Source organism: Paraburkholderia sp. 2C (assembly GCF_054589215.1).
This window is the reverse complement of record NZ_BAAILL010000041.1, coordinates 88177-104214: the sequence shown is the minus strand read 5'-3', so window position 1 is coordinate 104214 and position 16038 is coordinate 88177. Positions and strand designations below refer to the sequence as shown.

The 16038-nt window shown below is 64.1% G+C and carries 12 protein-coding genes; 4 read left to right on the top strand and 8 right to left on the bottom strand.

The window, feature by feature from the left end; translation table 11 throughout:
* Positions 1-303 precede the first annotated feature (303 nt).
* A complete protein-coding gene (locus ACYPXD_RS19075; RefSeq protein ID WP_459714508.1) occupies positions 304-4101 on the top strand; it encodes an ATP-binding protein in 3798 nt (1265 codons plus the stop codon).
* A 20-nt stretch (positions 4102-4121) separates the two neighbouring features.
* On the opposite strand, the gene maiA is transcribed toward ACYPXD_RS19075, so the two are convergent.
* Positions 4122-4799, bottom strand: coding sequence for a maleylacetoacetate isomerase (gene maiA, locus ACYPXD_RS19070; protein WP_459714506.1), 678 nt, complete (start codon positions 4797-4799; stop codon positions 4122-4124).
* 217 nt (positions 4800-5016) lie between these two features.
* Here maiA and ACYPXD_RS19065 point away from each other — a divergent pair, with 217 nt between their 5' ends.
* From ACYPXD_RS19065 to ACYPXD_RS19055, 3 genes are all read left to right on the top strand, one after another.
* A complete protein-coding gene (locus ACYPXD_RS19065; RefSeq protein WP_459714940.1) occupies positions 5017-6090 on the top strand; it encodes a catalase family peroxidase in 1074 nt (357 codons plus the stop codon).
* On the top strand, positions 6087-6653 hold the full coding sequence (locus tag ACYPXD_RS19060) for a cytochrome b (RefSeq protein ID WP_459714504.1): 567 nt from the start codon (positions 6087-6089) through the stop codon (positions 6651-6653). The genes ACYPXD_RS19065 and ACYPXD_RS19060 overlap by 4 nt, the downstream gene beginning before the upstream one ends.
* Before the next feature lie 260 nt (positions 6654-6913).
* Positions 6914-8326 carry an MFS transporter gene (locus ACYPXD_RS19055; RefSeq protein ID WP_459714502.1) on the top strand — a complete coding sequence of 471 codons (1413 nt, stop codon included), beginning with the start codon at positions 6914-6916 and terminating at the stop codon, positions 8324-8326.
* Here the strand turns inward: ACYPXD_RS19055 and ACYPXD_RS19050 are convergent.
* From ACYPXD_RS19050 to ACYPXD_RS19020, 7 genes are all read right to left on the bottom strand, one after another.
* Positions 8226-9197 carry a LysR family transcriptional regulator gene (locus ACYPXD_RS19050; protein ID WP_459714499.1) on the bottom strand — a complete coding sequence of 324 codons (972 nt, stop codon included), beginning with the start codon at positions 9195-9197 and terminating at the stop codon, positions 8226-8228. The two genes, ACYPXD_RS19055 and ACYPXD_RS19050, sit on opposite strands and share 101 nt — an antisense overlap.
* A gap of 140 nt (positions 9198-9337) precedes the next feature.
* Entirely contained in the window at positions 9338-10915 is a 1578-nt protein-coding gene (locus ACYPXD_RS19045; RefSeq protein WP_459714497.1) for a UbiD family decarboxylase, read from the bottom strand.
* A gap of 134 nt (positions 10916-11049) precedes the next feature.
* Positions 11050-11775: an enoyl-CoA hydratase/isomerase family protein gene (locus ACYPXD_RS19040; protein WP_459714495.1), complete on the bottom strand. Its 726-nt coding sequence runs from the start codon at positions 11773-11775 to the stop codon at positions 11050-11052.
* A gap of 76 nt (positions 11776-11851) precedes the next feature.
* Positions 11852-14188 carry a xanthine dehydrogenase family protein molybdopterin-binding subunit gene (locus tag ACYPXD_RS19035; protein WP_459714492.1) on the bottom strand — a complete coding sequence of 779 codons (2337 nt, stop codon included), beginning with the start codon at positions 14186-14188 and terminating at the stop codon, positions 11852-11854.
* A complete protein-coding gene (locus tag ACYPXD_RS19030; RefSeq protein ID WP_459714490.1) occupies positions 14185-14700 on the bottom strand; it encodes a (2Fe-2S)-binding protein in 516 nt (171 codons plus the stop codon). Before ACYPXD_RS19030 ends, ACYPXD_RS19035 begins: the two co-directional genes overlap by 4 nt.
* Positions 14701-14742: 42 nt before the next feature.
* Complete coding sequence (locus tag ACYPXD_RS19025; protein WP_459714488.1) at positions 14743-15231, bottom strand: SRPBCC family protein; 489 nt, start codon at positions 15229-15231, stop codon at positions 14743-14745.
* Between the two features lie 69 nt (positions 15232-15300).
* A partial coding sequence (locus ACYPXD_RS19020) for an FAD binding domain-containing protein (protein ID WP_459714486.1) occupies positions 15301-16038 on the bottom strand: 738 nt, incomplete at its 5' end.

Sequence of the window (16038 nt, the reverse complement as noted above, 5' to 3'; positions counted from 1 at the left end):
TCCGGCCGACAAAAAATAGCCCGTCCCACAGGGGACGGGCCGCTAAAACGCCGTTGTTACTCGGGTCAGCCGGCCCGCACACACTTCGGGGCGCTGACGATCATCATCCTGACGGGCCAATAACGCTTTGTCGAGGTGGGGCTAACGCCGATCCATCAGACATAACATCGCCCGCCGCATCGAAACGACCTATAGTGAATTCACCCTGTCGCCCGCGAACGGCGGCGCTCATGCTGCATGCGGACGTATGCAGGCGAAGCGTGAGGCGCGCCTTGCCGCGGCGCACGTCACTTGCCCGATGCGATGCCCAACATCCTCGACCGCACGCAGGAGTCGCTGGCAGACGCATTCGCCTCGCTCGCGGCGAATGCGCGGCGCCAGCAGCGCCTGTACTTTGCAACGATTGCGGTGCTGATCGCGATCGTCGCGATGTCGGTCACGCTGCTCGCGGCGCTTGCGATCGACAAGCAACTCGATGTGCAGCGCAGAATCAGTGCACAGAATGCATCCGACGTTTCGCTGTTTCACCATCGCGGCGTGTCGTTCCTGACGCGTACTGAATTGACGGTGCAGTTCTACCGGCAGACGGACGATGCGCGCGACGCGCCGGACGAACTCGTCAGGCAGATCGCCGGGTCGGGCGTGGCGGTAAGCCGGTCTTCGACGCTGGGCGCCCCGTTCGACGTGATGGTGTCCGGCGCGACCCTCGCGAACTGGGGCGCGGATGAGCGTAAGCAGTTATGGCGCCTTGCCAAAATTGCCGAAGCGACCCTCGCGACCCGTGAGGCATTTGAATTGCCGTATCAGGTGATGCTGATCGGGCTGGACGGCGACTATGCAGCGGTGTTGCCCGCTCCCGGCACGCGCACGGAGCGGAAGGCGCCGCTGCCCGGCGGCCGCCTGGCGGGCGCGTTGCGTGAAACGATTCTCGGCGCATTGGCGGCCCAGACCGGCGCACGCGTACTCGCGAAGGGCGAACGCACGCTGGTCGGGCCGTACATCGATCCGCTGCTCGGTGTGCCGGTCGTTGCCGCATTGAGTATGCAGCATGTCGCGGACAAGCCGGTCATGCTGATCGCGATGACCATCCCGGCTAGTGCACTGATGCTGGGGAAGCTTAGCCAGCCGCCTGGCTCGGCGACGCTATTGCTGGGCTCGGCGCGGCACCGTCCTGTCGCGTCGAAACCGCCGCTCCCGATATCGGACACGCGATGGCTGCAAGCGCTTGGAGAGCGCACGGCCGCCGGCGGTCTGAGCTTCACGCTGCGCGGCGTGGTGTTTGTCGACGCGGTGACGCCGGGGCATGCTCTGCTTGTCAGCTACGTGCCATGGCGCGCGGTCATCGTCGCCGCTGCGTTGCAACTCGGCACGATCATCGGACTTGGCTTGCTGCTTGTGATCGCGATGGCGCTGACCGCGAAATTCTGGGGCATGCGGCTGCTGCGCGACTGGCATGACGAGGCAAGGCGCGCGCTCGAAAACGAAGCGATCAATCATATTGTCGTGAGTGCGACGCCGGTTGGGCTGTGCATCGCGAGGCAGCAGGACTTTGCGGTGGTCGCGTCGAACCAGCTAGCACGCGATCTGATGCGCCTCGGCGACGCCGCGCATTTGCCGCCGCATATCGCCGCAGCGTATACCGAGCATAGTCTGCATGCGATTGCGTCCGCTTCTGCGGCGGACGATTCACGTGCTTCTTCGATCACGCCGGTATCGCAGCCCGTGTCGTCGCCCGGTGGCGAGACAACGCTCGAGCGCAATCACGCCGAATTTATCGTGGCCGCGCTACCGAAGCAGGTCGATGCGCCGCGCGTGTCGAACGTGGCGAACGCACCAAACGCACCAAACGCACCAAACGCACCAAACGCATCAAACGCATCAAACGCATCAAACGCATCAAACGCATCAAACGCACCAAACGCCGCGGACGTGCCCATGCTGCAGATCAACTACGAATCGGCACGCCACGACAACGAAGACGTACTGTTCTGCGCAATCCTCGATATCTCGACCCGTTATGCGCTCGGCCAGCAATTGCAGGCGGCGCAGCGCGAAACGGAAGCGATGATGCGCGCGCAAAGCAATTTCTTCGCGGCGATGAGCCACGAAATACGCACGCCGATGAATGCGCTGCTCGGCAATCTCGAACTGCTGTCGACGAGCTCCGGACTCGAGCAGCACGAACCGCGCGTGCGTGCGGTTGGCATGGCGGCGGACGGATTGCGCCGCATCGTCAACGATATTCTCGACTTCTCGAAGATCGATGCCGGCATGATGAAGCTCGTCAGCGAGCCGTTCAATCCGCTCGACGATCTCGAGAATCTGGCGCTATCGTACGCGCCGCTTGTCGGCAAGCGGCCGCTGAACTTTCATGCGTATCTGTCGCCGTCCTTGAATCGCGTTCGGCAGGGCGACAGCACGCGCATCGTGCAGATCGTCAATAACCTGCTGAGCAATGCGTTCAAGTTCACCTCGAGCGGCAAGGTTACGCTGAGCGCGCATATGCAAGCGGACGAAGCCGGGAGCGACATGCCTGTCGCGGGAAGCACCATGCTTGTCTGTCGTGTCAGCGATTCCGGCATCGGCATGGATGCGCAGCAGGTCGCGCGCATTTTCAAGCCGTTCGTGCAGGCGGAGCCCGGCACGGCGAGCCGCTTCGGCGGCACCGGGCTTGGCCTGTCGATCTGTGTGCGGCTCGCCGGACTGATGGGTGGAAAAATCGCCGTGGAAAGCGTGCAGGGGGTCGGCAGCGCATTTACGGTGAGCCTGCCGCTCGCGGCATCGGCCGGTCATGCGCAACGCGTTGCGCAGGCCGCGGCGGCATCGGGGCTTGCGCCTGCGAGGCGTGGCAGTGCTTTCGTCCTTTGCCAGCAACACGCGGGTGTGAAGTGGTTCGAGGAGGTGTTGGCGCTGCAAGGGTGGCAGGCCACCTGCGTGACGTCGCTCGATGCGGCGCGGAACTGGCTGCGCGTGAACCGGCCCGCCTTCATGATCGTGACGGGCGAGTATGGCGAAGACGCAATCGCGCAGTTGCGCGCGTGCGGGTCGGCCAAGGTGGTGTGGATGACGCTGGACGGGCCGCCAGGCGCGGCTGCGCGTGACGATGGCGTGTTCGAGGTGACCGCGTTCAGCCAACGCGCGCTACACGCGGCGATCGAACGCGCGGTGAACGATGGTAAGCATGACGAAGTATCGGACGACGACGCATACGGCGACGAGCAGGATGATGCATCGCTGCGCGCGCGGAGCTTGCGTGACGCAGCCGGTGCGGCGCAATCGCGCACGCCGCCTGCCTTCGACGACTCACGCGAACAGCACGCGCGTGCAACCCCGGGTCACGCGCACCCGCTGGAACCGTCCGCACTTGCCGGCTTGCGCGTGCTTGTCGCCGAAGACAACCCGCTGAATCAGGCGCTCGTCACCGACCAGTTGACGACGCTCGGTTGCGAGCCGATCGTCGTCGGCGACGGCAAGCAGGCGCTCGCCGTCCTGTTGCAGAGCGAGGTCGATCTCGTGCTAACCGACATCCATATGCCGGAGATGGACGGCTATGCGCTGATGGCCGCATTGCGCGACGCCCATCCCGCACTGCCCGTTATCGCATTCAGCGCAGTGACCGGCGCGGAGCAGGCGCAGGAATGGCGGCAACGCGGCTTCGCCGGCTACATTCCGAAGCCCGCGTCGCTGCAGCAGTTGCGAACGGGCCTGCTTGCATTGCGGGAAGACGCGGCGGCGTCGAAACCCCAACACCATGCCGCGGAAGAACCTGATTCGCCGGAGACGCCGGAAGCACAGCACACACTCGACATCGTCGACCAGTCGCGCTACCTCGCCATGCTAAGAGATCACCTCAGCACAGATCTTCCGAGGCTGGCGGGCATCATCGACGCTTGCGATTGCCCGGCATTGCGCGACTGGGCGCATAGCGCGGGCGGGGCGTTCCTGATCGTGCGCGAGCCGCAATTTGCCGACCGGTGCCGCGAACTGCAGCGCATGTGCGATGCGGCGCGCACGTGGACGCCCGCGATCGCACAATATGCGCTGTCGCTGCACGATACGTTGCGCAGCCACTTCGGTCTCGACGAACCGTCGTTGCACTAACTAACCGTGCAACGCGTACGTCAACCGCGCATCGGCACCGGCGGCGCGCCGTTCTGCCGGTACGGCGCGGCCTTCAGAAACGCCTCATGCAGATCGCACTGCGCGACGATGCGGTCGATGGTCGGCGTGTTCGGAATCGAGATCTGGAACACGCGCATCACCGCGATGATGCTGGCGAGCGAGATATCGGCGAACGTCGGCGAATCGCCGTGACACCAGATGCCGGTGCCGGGTTCGGTGGCGAGGCGCTTTTCCACTGCGCGAATTCCCGCGGTGAACCACTGGATCTGCCAGTCGCGCCACGCGGCGAGATCGAAGCCGCCACGCTCCATCAGATAACTCTTCACGCGCGGCACGACGAGCGGATGCGTATCCGCAGTGAGCATCGACGCGATCGAGCGCACCCGCGCGCGCCCGCGAAGATCGGACGGCAATAGCGGAGGATCGGGTTGCAGCTCCTCGAGATATTCGAGAATCGCGTTCGATTGCGTGAGCGGCTGCTGCCCCGGTTCGATCAGCGTCGGCAGCGCGCCGAGCGGATTGACCTTGAGAAACTCAGGGGTTCGCTGCTGACCGGCATCGAGATCGATGGTCATCTCCTGCGCGTTCATATTCTTCAGATTCAATGCGACGCGCACGCGATAGGTCGCTGACGATCGCCAGAAACCAAATAGTTCAAATTGGCTGCATTCAGACATGGTGAGGTTTCCCCGGACAAGTTCAAGCGTGCCTAGGATAAACGTGACGCTAATTGTTTGCATTGCTTCGTTAAGCGCCTCTGCAAACGTTTAACCTTACATTTATACGACTTGTGAACGTGATGGAATAAACCCGTGAGACCTGTGTTCGCCCATTTGAAAATTTCACGCTAAGGTAGGTTTCATGAACGAACGACCGTTTTCGTTGGCCGAGCTTGTGCGCCATCCAGGCCAGCATCTCGGCGAAATCGGCAGGCTATGCGCAATCGGTGTCGTGGTGCTCGCTGCGGGCGGAGCTTTCGTCTACGTTGCGGGTTTTGCCGCGCCCGACAGATTGAGCCCGCAACGCATCGTCAATAAATTTGAAACATATGGCGGCGTGCATGCGGGTTTCAGACGCAATCATGCGAAGGGAGTATGCGTTGCCGGTTATTTCGAAGGCAACGGCAAGGCATCCGGTATTTCGCGGGCGGAGGTATTCGATCCGGTGCGTACTCCGGTAATCGGGCGCTTCGCCATTCCCGGTCCGAATCCGGTTGCACCGGACGGCGGCACGCCGGTACGCAGTTTCGCGCTCGAATTCCAGTTGCCCAATCATGCGCAATGGCGCACCGGCATGAACAATACACCGGTGTTCGTGGTCCACACGCCGGAGGCGTTTTATGAGCAACTCGCGGCAGGCAAACCCGACCCCGCAACGGGCAAACCCGATCCGGCTAAACTGAAAGCGTTTTACGGCGCTCACCCTGAGACACAGCCGTTCCAGAAGTGGGTCAAGGCGCATCCGCCTTCGAGCAGCTTCGCCAATGCCGCGTACTACAGCATCAACGCGTTCCGCGCGATCGATGCGGATGGCGATACCTCGTTCATCCGCTGGGCGATGGTGCCCGAAGCGGCTTATGCGCCGGCGAAGCCGAGCGGCAATGCGCCGAACTACCTGTCCGATGAGTTATCGGACCGGCTCGCGCAAGGACCGTTACGCTGGCATCTGATTCTGACGGTCGCCGCGCCCGGCGACGTGACGGACGACGCCACCCAGGCATGGCCCGACGATCGCAGGCAGATCGACGCGGGAACGCTCACCATCGAGCATGAGACCGCTCAGGCCGACGGCGATTGTCGCGATATCAACTACGATCCGACGGTGCTGCCCGATGGACTCAAGCCGTCCGACGATCCGCTGCTCGCGGCGCGCTCGGCTGCTTACGCAGTGTCGTTCAATCGCCGGATTCGCGAAGAAGCGCATAGTCCGGCAGGTTCGAATTCATCGACAGTAGAAGGGCATCAATGAAAGCAGGTCACGCACATTTCAGTTTGCCGGCGCGATTCTTCCATTGGCTAATGGCGCCGCTCGTCGTCGCGATGCTGTTTATCGGCGTCGGCATGGTTGCAACGGTCTCGCGACTGCATCTCACGCTCATTGCGATCCATCGGCCGCTCGGCATTGCGATTTTCGTGCTCGTGGTGCTGCGTCTGATCGTGCGCATCACGCATCGTCCGCCGCCGTTGCCGAGCGACATGCCGGGCTGGCAGCGTTGTATTGCGCACGGCTCGCACTGGATGCTTTACCTGCTGTTGTTTGCGATGCCGCTCATCGGCTGGTCGATGCTTTCGGCGGGCGGCTTTCCGGTACACATGTTCCCCGGCTTCGATCTGCCGCCGATCGTTCCGCAGAACCCGCGTCTCTATGCGTTCCTGCGTGGCGCGCATACGTGGCTCGCGATGCTGCTGTTCGTGAGTTTCCTCGGACATCTGGCTGCGGCGATGTTCCATGGTCTGATTCGCCGCGATGGCGTATTTTCGAGCATGGCGCGCGGCAATCGGGCCGAGCCCGTGGTCGAGCGTCGCGGTTAAGTGTCCTTCGAGCGACGTTCATGCAGCATCAGAATTGAGTTTTATTGAAGTTTGCCGATTCATCGAATCGTTCGATGAACCAATCATGATTCGTTGATTCCCTTCGCTGGTGCGATTTACTACACTCGTGGGCGGCTTGCGGCCTGCTTCGGCAGCGGGCCACGACAAACTGGAAGCTGCCTGACGAGACAAAATCCCGCGCGAGAAGCGCGGCCGCACCGTTCGCCGGCAAAGGCGACCTGCGCAGGGAGGAGACGAACATGATCGTGGTTTCAACGACCCACGACGGCGCCGACACGGCTGCCATCCATCGCCCCACTATCGACGTTTCCGCGCTCGTCGAGCGACAGAAGCTCGGCGGCTTCGCGATCGGCCTGATCGCATGGTGTTTTCTGATCGTGCTGATCGATGGCTACGATCAGGTCGCCGTCGCATACTCCGCCCCCGCCCTGATCGCCGCATGGCATACGAACGCCGCGGGCTTCGGACATGTGTTCGGATTCGGATTGTTCGGCGTGCTCGTCGGTTCGTTGCTGCTCGGTTTTAGCGGCGACCGGTTTGGCCGCCGGCGTACGATCATCTACGGCACGCTTTTGTTTGGCGTGCTGACGCTGGCAAGCGCACGCGCATCCTCGCTCGGCGAAATGACGCTGTTGCGTTTTCTCGCCGGGATCGGCATGGGCGGCGTCGTGCCGAACACCGTTGCGCTCGTTTCCGAGTACGCACCGAAGGCGCGCCGTGCGACGTGGATCACGCTGATGTTCTCCGGTTTTTCGATCGGCGCGGGCGGAGGCGGCGCGGTCGCTTCGTGGCTGTTGCCGCATGTCGGCTGGCCGGTGGTGTTCGTGGTCGGCGGTGTCGCCGCGGTGGCAGTTGCGTTCGCCTCGTTCGCGTTGCTGCCCGAGTCGATCCGCTTTCTGATCATGAAGGAACGCGATCCGCAGCAGATTGCGCGGCTCGCGCGCCGTCTCGGCGCGGATGAAAACGCAAACGCCGCTGCGCGCTACGTGCTCGACGACGAATCGCAAACGCGGCGCGCGAGCATCGCTGCGTTATTCGGCGACGAACTTCGCCTCGTCACGCCGCTGCTGTGGATTGTGTTCGTGCTCAATTCGCTCGCGCTGCATTTTCTGCAGAACTGGTTGCCGATTCTGCTCAACCTGAGTCATCTCGAACCGGTGCGCGCCGCGCAGGTCGCGATGATGTTTCCGATCGGCGGCACGGTCGGTGCGCTCGCCTTGAGCCGCTGCGTGGACCGCTATGGCATGGCCGTCGTACTGACGCTCGCGGTGCTCGGCTGCCCGATCGCGGCATCGCTCGGCATGTCGATGCCGATTGCGCTGCTGTTCGCGGCGGTGTTCGCGAGCGGCGTCTGCGTGATCGGCACGCAGTTCGGGCTGTATGCGGTGGCGGGGATCGTCTATCCGACGACGCTGCGTTCCGCCGGCGTCGGCAGTGCGATCGGCGTCGGCAAGCTAGGCTCGGTGGCCGGGTCGATGCTCGGCGGCGTGCTGCTTGCGATGCATTGGCCGCTTGGCCGGCTCTTCGTGAATGTATCGGCGGTGTTCGTGTTTATCGCGCTGTTTTCCGCGCTGCTTGCGTGGTCGCAGCGGCTCCACCGGCCTCGGCCGCCGCAGGCCGTTGTTGAGCAGCCTGTGCAAACATCTCCGTGAATGTATCGAGCACCGACAGCGTGTCGCGGCCGCTGCGCGTGATCCTGTAGAACGAAAACTCCACCTCCGGCCGGATCACGTCGATCTGCACGCGATAGTGCTTGCAGATGTGTTCGCAGAACGAAGGCATCACGGCAATGCCGAGCCCTTCGTGCGCCATCGCAATCGCGGTCTGCAGATGCCCGACCACCATGCGCCGGCTGACGGTCACTTCTTCTTTCGAGAGCGTCGCTTCGATGAGCCGTTGCAGCGGATTGTCTTTCGGCAGCGTGATGAGCGGCAGCCCTTCGAGCGCGCTCCAACGCACGCCATGCCGCTCGCGCGCCGCGGCGCCGCCCAGCGACAGGTCGTTCTCCGCGGACACGGCGACGAGCCGCGTCGGAAACATCGGGACGCGGTCGATGCCGGAAAGCTGCGAGAAAAATATACCGAATGCGGCGTCCAGGTCGCCGTCTTCGACCATCCGCAACAATTCGCCGGGCGGCCGGTCGACGAGCTCGACGGTCGACGCCGGATTGGCCATCGCAAACCGCCCGAGCACCTGCGGCATCAGGCTCGCGGCGATCATCGGCGTGCAGCCGAGCAGCAGCGACTCCTGCTTCTGGCGGCCGAGCTCGTTCAGTTCGACGACCGATTTTTCGAGGGTTTCCACGATTTTCATCGCGGTCGGATAGAACGCGCGGCCGGCTTCCGTCAGCGCGACCGTGCGCGTCGTGCGTTCGAGCAGGCGGCATTGCAGCTGGGTTTCGAGTTCCCGGATGATCGCGCTAAGCGCAGCCTGGCTCAGGTGCATGCTTTGCGCGGTTTTCGTGAAGCTCGAGGCGTTTGCCACGCCAAGGAAAACTTTCAGCTGCTTGATGGACAGATTCATATCTACGGCGATCCTTCGTTTCCGACAAACGGATGCCGCCGATTTTATCCCGTTCGTTTCGTATGCAGAAGCATGGATTCGCAGGCGCTTTCGTTATTGGCGCATTTCGGGCTGGTTTTTAGCGCCCGCGTTACCCGATGCTACGAAAACGCGTACCGTCCTTCGCCATCGCGCGTGAGGGTGCGCGTTGCCTCGATGTCCTGGAGCCAGCGCACGACCTCACGTCCGTCGCGCGTGCCCGTCGCCGCCATCAGTTCGGCAAAGCGCTTCGGGCCATGTTCGAGCGCGGCTTCGAGCGACGCGAAGCGCGCGCCTTCGTAACGCGGCGGCGTCGGCACACGATGCTCGAGCGGCCGCTCGGCGCCCGGCGCGAGCAGCGGCAGCGTCAGATCGAAGCCCGCCTTCGCGGTGCTTGCCGTGCCGTGCGGGAGGCCGTGCAGGGAGGGATCGAGCGGCATCGCGCGCAAACCGTTCTGCACGACGAGATCGCGGTCCGCCTGGAAGCGTGTCGCGAGCGCCCAGTCCATCTGCTCTTCGGAAAAGATATCGATGTCCGGGTCGACCACGAATACGTGCTTGACGTTCGCGAGCGACGCAAACACCGCGGCGATCGCGTTGCGCGCCTCGCCGGGCACGCGCTGCTGCAGCGCGACGCGCACGTTGAACATGCCGCCTGTCGCGGCGCTGCAGTACACCGCCTTCACTTCGCGCACGGCCGTTTCGAGCGCGCGCCACACGGTCACTTCGGTGCGCAGCGCGGCGAGCTGCGCGGTGTCGGTGCGCGCCATCGAGCGGCCGCCGATCGTGCACGTCTGGAACACCGCGTCGCGCCGGTGCGTGATCGCGGTCAGATGGAACACGGGGTTGGTCTTCACGCCGCCGTAATAGCCGAGGAATTCGCCGTAGGGGCCCTCGGGTTCCGCGTGACCGCGCTCGTCGAGATAGCCCTCGAGAATGAATTCCGCGTCGGCGGGCACGAGCAGATCGTTCGTCACGCATTTGACGACGCCCATCGGCGTGCCGCGCAATGCCGCGACCAGTTCGAGCTCGTCGGCGGGAATGCGCATCGTCGCGCCGACATGATCGACCGGATGCGTACCGACGGCGAATGCGATCGGCAGACGCTCGCCGCGTTTCGAATGCGCGATGCTGATCGCGCGCAGATCGGACGGCGCGACGAGATCGATGCCGGCGGTGCGGCGGCCGCGCAGCATGAGTCGGCGAATGCCGACATTGGTCCAGCCCGTGTCGGGGTCGACCGCGAAATCGATGGATGCCGAAATATACGGCGCGCCGTCGAGATCGTGCTGCAGATGCACGGGCAGCGCGGTGAAGTCGCACGCGTCGCCGGTCAGCACGACCTGCTGCACGGGCGCTTCCTCGCGCGTTACTTCGACGAGCTTACCTTTGACCGCGAGCCGTTCGCGCACGGTGGCGAGCAGGTTCTGCGGCGTCGTATCGAATGCTTTGGCAAGGCGCGTGCGGCTGGCGGCGACGCTGCCCGCGAGCGAAATATTGCCGCCGCCCGGGCGCTTGAACCATACCGCGCGCGGGTTGCCTTCCATCATCGCGGCGACGTCCGCGAGATCGACGGGCGCTTCGCGCTGCTCGAGTTCGCTTTCGTCGAGCGCTTCGAGAAAGCGGCGCAGGCGGAACTGTTCGAGGTCCGGGGCCGCCGCGCCTTGCACGGTGGAAGGGATGACTGTCTTCGGTCTCACGTGAGGGTCCTCGTGCGATGCGTATGGGTAAGTCGTGCGTCGTGTTCGTTGTTTATGTTGCGTGCGTTGCTTGTGTCGTGTCGGCGCGCTGCCTCGTGGCCGCGGTGTCCGCTCGGTGTCCGCTCGACCGGAAATCAGAAGCGTGCCGATAGCGCGGTCGCCGCAAGATGCGCGGCAAAACCGCTCGCGCCCGTCGCCGGCATTTCCGGTGCGAGATGCAGGAACTGCTTGACCGCGCGCAATGTCACCGCGCTGCAGCCGAGCAGTGTTTGCGTGAGCGTGTGTGCGGCTGCATCGAGTTCGCTTGCGGCGGCCACGCGGCTCACGAGCCCCGCATGCAGCGCTTCGGTGGCGCTCAGCCGTTCGCGGCTCAGCACCATATGCGCGACCGTCTTCACCGGCACGCGGCCGATCAACGCGGACATCACGAGCGTCGGCGGAATGTCGCGTTCCATCTCCGGGATCTGGAACACCGCGCTATCGGCGGCGAGCGCGATGTCGCAGACACCGGCGAGCGCGCAGCCGACGCCGATCGCTTCGCCGCGCACGACGGAAACCACCGGCACGCGCACCGCTTTCAACGCGTCGTACAACGCGAGCGGCGGCGCCGCGACGACGCGGCGCAGGGTTTCCGCGGACGGCTTCGCGTCGGCCGGTGGCATCGGCGACTGGCGGCCTTTGCAGAAATCGGCGCTGCTGCTGCCGATGCGCACAAGCTTGACATCGTCGTCAATATTCGACACCGCGGCGATGATCGCCTCGCTCATGTCGGCATTGATCAGATTGCCGTTCTCGGGCCGGTCGAGCACGATGTCGACGAGCGGACCGTCCCGCTTGATTACAACGAATTCGGTGGACATACCGCAGGTTCCTTGTGTTCGGTCAGGGGCGCGCCTCGACGTTGCGCTTGAACGTTGCGCTTGAACGTCGCGCGTTTCACGCGGCATCGCGATGGATGTACTCCCAAACGATCTTCGGCGTAGCGGGCATGTCGAGTTCTTCGGTGCCGATCTCTTTCAGCGCATCGGCGAGCGCATTGAAGATCGTCGCCGTGGCCGGCGTAATGCCGCTTTCGCCGCCGCCTTTCACGCGCAGCGGGTTGCCGTGGGTCGGGTCTTCGGTCAGCTCGACGCGCAGCGGCGGCACGACGCCCGCGCGCGGCATGCCGTAGTCCATATACGAGCCGGTCAGCACCTGGCCCGTTTCGCGGTCCACGTAGCACGTTTCCGATAGCGCCTGGCCGATCCCTTGCGCGAGGCCGCCGTGCACCTGGCCTTCGACGATCAGCGGATTGATCGGCTGGCCGACATCGTCGACCGACGTGTAGTTGACGAGCGTGACGACGCCGGTATCGGGATCGACTTCGAGCTCGCAGACGGCGCTGCCCGTCGGATGCGCGGGCACGCGCGTATTGACTTCCGCTTCCGCGTAGAGCTTTTTGTTGCCCGGCTCGCCCGGCAGACCGTCGCTTGCGACACGGCGCGCGATTTCGAAAAGGCTCGCGCGGCGGCGGGTGGTTGAATCGACAAAATGACCGTCGGCGAATTCGACCTTGTCTTGCGCGATATCGAAGAGCGCCGCGGCAACCCGCTTGCCGGTCGCGACGATCTGCGCGGCGGTATCGACGAGCAGCATGCCGCCAAGGCGCATCGAGCGGTCCGAGTGGCTGCCGCCGCCGACGCTGACGAATGCGGTGTCGCCGGTGCGCAGCCGGACGGCCGACATCGGTACGCCCAGATGTTGCGCGATGACCTGTGCGAAGGTGGTTTCGTGGCCTTGGCCAGTAGACTGCGTACCGGACACGATGTCGATACGCTCATCAGGCAGCACCGTCAGCTCGATCCGTTCGCGCGGCGCGCCGACCGGCGACTCGATGTAATTCGCAAGACCGATGCCGCGCAGCTTGCCGCGTGCGCGCGACTGTGCGCGGCGCGCTTCGAACGTGTTCCATTCGGCCAGTTCGAGCGCGCGCTCCATATTGCGCGAGAACTCGCCGCTGTCGTACGTGAGGCCCATCGGGCTGCGATACGGCAGCTTGTCGTGCGTAACCAGATTGCGCCGGCGAATCTCGGTGCGGTCGATGCCGAGTTCCGCGGCGGCCAGATCGAGCATGCGCTCCATGACATGATGCGCCTCGGGCCGGCCCGCGCCACGATACGGCGCGGTCGGTACCGTGTTGGTCAGCACCGCGCTCACGTGCACGGCCGCGACCGGCACATCGTAGACGGTCGTCATGATGCGCGTGCCGTTCGACATCGGCACATACGACACCGTATGCGCGCCGACGTTGCCGATCCATTCGTTGTCGATTGCGAGTATGCGGCCGTCTTTCGAAAAGCCCATCGTTGAACGAATGATCTGGTCGCGGCCCTGATAGTCGGACAGAAACGCTTCGCTGCGGTCGCTGGTCCATTTGACGGGACGTCCGATGCGGCGCGCGGCCCACACAACGGCGAGCTGCTCGACATAGACGAACGAGCGCGGCCCGAAGCCGCCGCCCGTGTCGGGGCACACCACACGCACCTGCAGGGGCGGTACTTTCAGCGCACCGGCGAGCACGAGCTTCTGTCGCACGGCGCCCTGACTGCCGGAAATCAGCGTATACGTGTTGGTTTCCGCATCGTAGTCGCCGATCGCGCCGCGCGGCTCCATCTGGCAGTTGACGAGCCGGCTATGGTGAAACTCGCGTTGCAGGACGTGATCTGCGGTGGCAAGAATGCGGCGCGCTTCGTCGCGATCGCCGATTTGCGTCTGGAAACACAGGTTGCCCGGCGCGCCTTCCCACAGTTGCGGCGCATCTTCCTGCATCGCATCGGCGCCGTTGACCACGGCATCGAGCGTGTCGTAATCGACTTCGATCATCTCGGCCGCATTGCGCGCCTGCAGCGGCGTTTGCGCCACCACCATCGCGACCGCCTCGCCCACGTAACGAACGCGATCGACGGGCAGCGGAATATGCAGCTGATTGAAGATCGAACCGGTCAGCGACGTGAGAAATGCCTTCTTCGTCGCATCGACGGCATCGATCGGATTCGGTACGTGGTCGCAGCCGAGAAAGCCATCGTCGACGTAATCCTGGCCGACGAGCACCGCGACGACACCGGGCGCTTCGCGTGCCGCACTCGTGTCGATCGACGTGAGCGCGGCATGCGCATGCGGGGAACGCAAAAAGGCCGCATAAAGCTGGCCTTCGACGCGCAAATCGTCCGTATATTGTCCTTTGCCGGTGACGAAGCGCTGGTCTTCGACGCGCGGTATCGGTTTGCCGATCATGAGTGCTGTTCCTCCCGATGCGCGGCGCTCGCCGCCTGCTCCGGGTACATTTCGCGCGCTGCGTGCCGTACCGCCTCGATGATGTTCACGTAGCCCGTACAGCGGCAGATGTTGCCTTCGAGACCGTGACAGATGCTCGCTTCGTCGAGTGAAGGGGCTTCGCGCAGATAGAAGTCGCACGACATGATCATGCCCGGCGTGCAGAACCCGCATTGCAGACCGTGGCATTGCACGAATGCGTTTTGCACCGGATGCAGGCCCGTCGCCTGGTTCGGCTTCAGGCCTTCGACTGTGACGACGCGGCCGCCGCTCGCCTGCGCGGCGAGCACGGTGCACGATTTCACGGAAACGCCATCGAGATTGACCGTGCATGCGCCGCACTGGCTCGTGTCGCAGCCGACATGCGTGCCGGTCAGGCGCAGCGTCTCGCGCAGAAATTCGACGAGCAGCGTCTGGTCCGGCACTTCGTGCCGGACGTCGACGCCGTTCACCTGCAACTGGACTTCAACCATGATTCACCTGTTCCTTGCTATAACGGTCGCACGCCGTGGCGCTTATTTCGCTGCTGCTGCGCTGGGTTCCGCGGCGTTCGCGTTGCTGCTTTCGCTCATCGTTGAGTTGAAGCGCTTGAAAAACTCCGCCGCGAGCTTGTTCGCCACCGACGTAACGAGCCGCGAACCGATCTGCGCGAGCTTGCCGCCAACCTGGGCTTCAGCAACGTACGTCAGCAGCGTGCCGCCTTCCTCAGCGTCCGCGAGCGTGACGGTTGCCGTCATCTTGCCGAAGCCCGCGATGCCGCCTTCGCCCTGGCCCGCAATCTTGTAACCGTTCGTCGCATCGCGGTCGGACAGCAGCAGCGTGCCCTTGAAGCGCGCTTTGACGGGGCCCACCGAAGCGACCACGACCGCCTTGAATTCGTCGTCGCTTTCCGCGGTAAAGGCTTCGCAGCCCGGCACACAGGCTTGCAGCACGGCTGCGTCGTTCAGGCCACGCCACACGATCTCGCGCGATGCGGCGATGGTTTGCGATCCGGTGAATTCCATTTGTCTGTCTCCTGTGTCGGCCGGCGTCAGCGCTTTTAGCGATGACACCCGCCCCATGCAAAATTGGCGTTAAGCGGGTTGACGCAGCGGTTCGGCGAGTAGTGTTTGCAGTGCGCGGCGCGCGTACGTTTCGATCAGATGAGCGCGATAGGCGGCCGATGCGTTTGGATCGTCGGGCAGCGTCGACGCGTCCATTTTCACCGCGGCAAGCGACGCTTCGGAAAGCTCACGCGTCAGCGCGTCTTCGGCATCGCGCCAACGGAACACCGATGCGCCCGCACCGGTGACGCCGATGCGCACGGTGTCGGCGTACTGCGCGATGAATACGCCGACCACCGCATAACCCGACGCCGGCTGCCGGAATTTCGCGTAGGCGCCGCGCAGCGGAATCGCGTATTCGATTGCGGTGACGATTTCGTCGGGCGCGAGCGCGGTTTCGAATGTATCGACGAAGTAGTCGTCGGCGGCAATGCGCCGTTCGGACGTGACCACGTGTGCGTTCAACGCCATGACCGCGGAAGGATAGTCGGCAGCCGGGTCGTTGTTCGCGACCGATCCGCCCATCGTGCCGCGATTGCGCACCTGGGGATCGGCGATCACATTCGCGAGCTGCGCAAGCGCGGGAATCGCATCGGCGACGATCGGCGAAGCGGCGACTTCCGCGTGCCGCGTCAAGGCGCCGACGCGCAGCATGCCATTTTCGGCCGCGATGCCGCGCATCGCATCGATACGCGTGAGATCGATCAGGTGGGACGGCGCCGCGAGCCGCTGCTTGAGCGTGGGGATCAGCGTCATGCCGCCCGACAG

What these genes read in the sequence shown, in the direction of transcription:
- ACYPXD_RS19075 (WP_459714508.1), top strand. Translation starts at nt 304, where the DNA reads ATGCCCAACATCCTCGACCGCACGCAGGAGTCGCTGGCAGACGCATTC.
- maiA (WP_459714506.1), bottom strand. Translation starts at nt 4,799, where the DNA reads ATGTCTGAATGCAGCCAATTTGAACTATTTGGTTTCTGGCGATCGTCA.
- ACYPXD_RS19060 (WP_459714504.1), top strand. Translation starts at nt 6,087, where the DNA reads ATGAAAGCAGGTCACGCACATTTCAGTTTGCCGGCGCGATTCTTCCAT.
- ACYPXD_RS19055 (WP_459714502.1), top strand. Translation starts at nt 6,914, where the DNA reads ATGATCGTGGTTTCAACGACCCACGACGGCGCCGACACGGCTGCCATC.
- ACYPXD_RS19050 (WP_459714499.1), bottom strand. Translation starts at nt 9,197, where the DNA reads ATGAATCTGTCCATCAAGCAGCTGAAAGTTTTCCTTGGCGTGGCAAAC.
- ACYPXD_RS19040 (WP_459714495.1), bottom strand. Translation starts at nt 11,775, where the DNA reads ATGTCCACCGAATTCGTTGTAATCAAGCGGGACGGTCCGCTCGTCGAC.
- ACYPXD_RS19035 (WP_459714492.1), bottom strand. Translation starts at nt 14,188, where the DNA reads ATGATCGGCAAACCGATACCGCGCGTCGAAGACCAGCGCTTCGTCACC.
- ACYPXD_RS19030 (WP_459714490.1), bottom strand. Translation starts at nt 14,700, where the DNA reads ATGGTTGAAGTCCAGTTGCAGGTGAACGGCGTCGACGTCCGGCACGAA.
- ACYPXD_RS19025 (WP_459714488.1), bottom strand. Translation starts at nt 15,231, where the DNA reads ATGGAATTCACCGGATCGCAAACCATCGCCGCATCGCGCGAGATCGTG.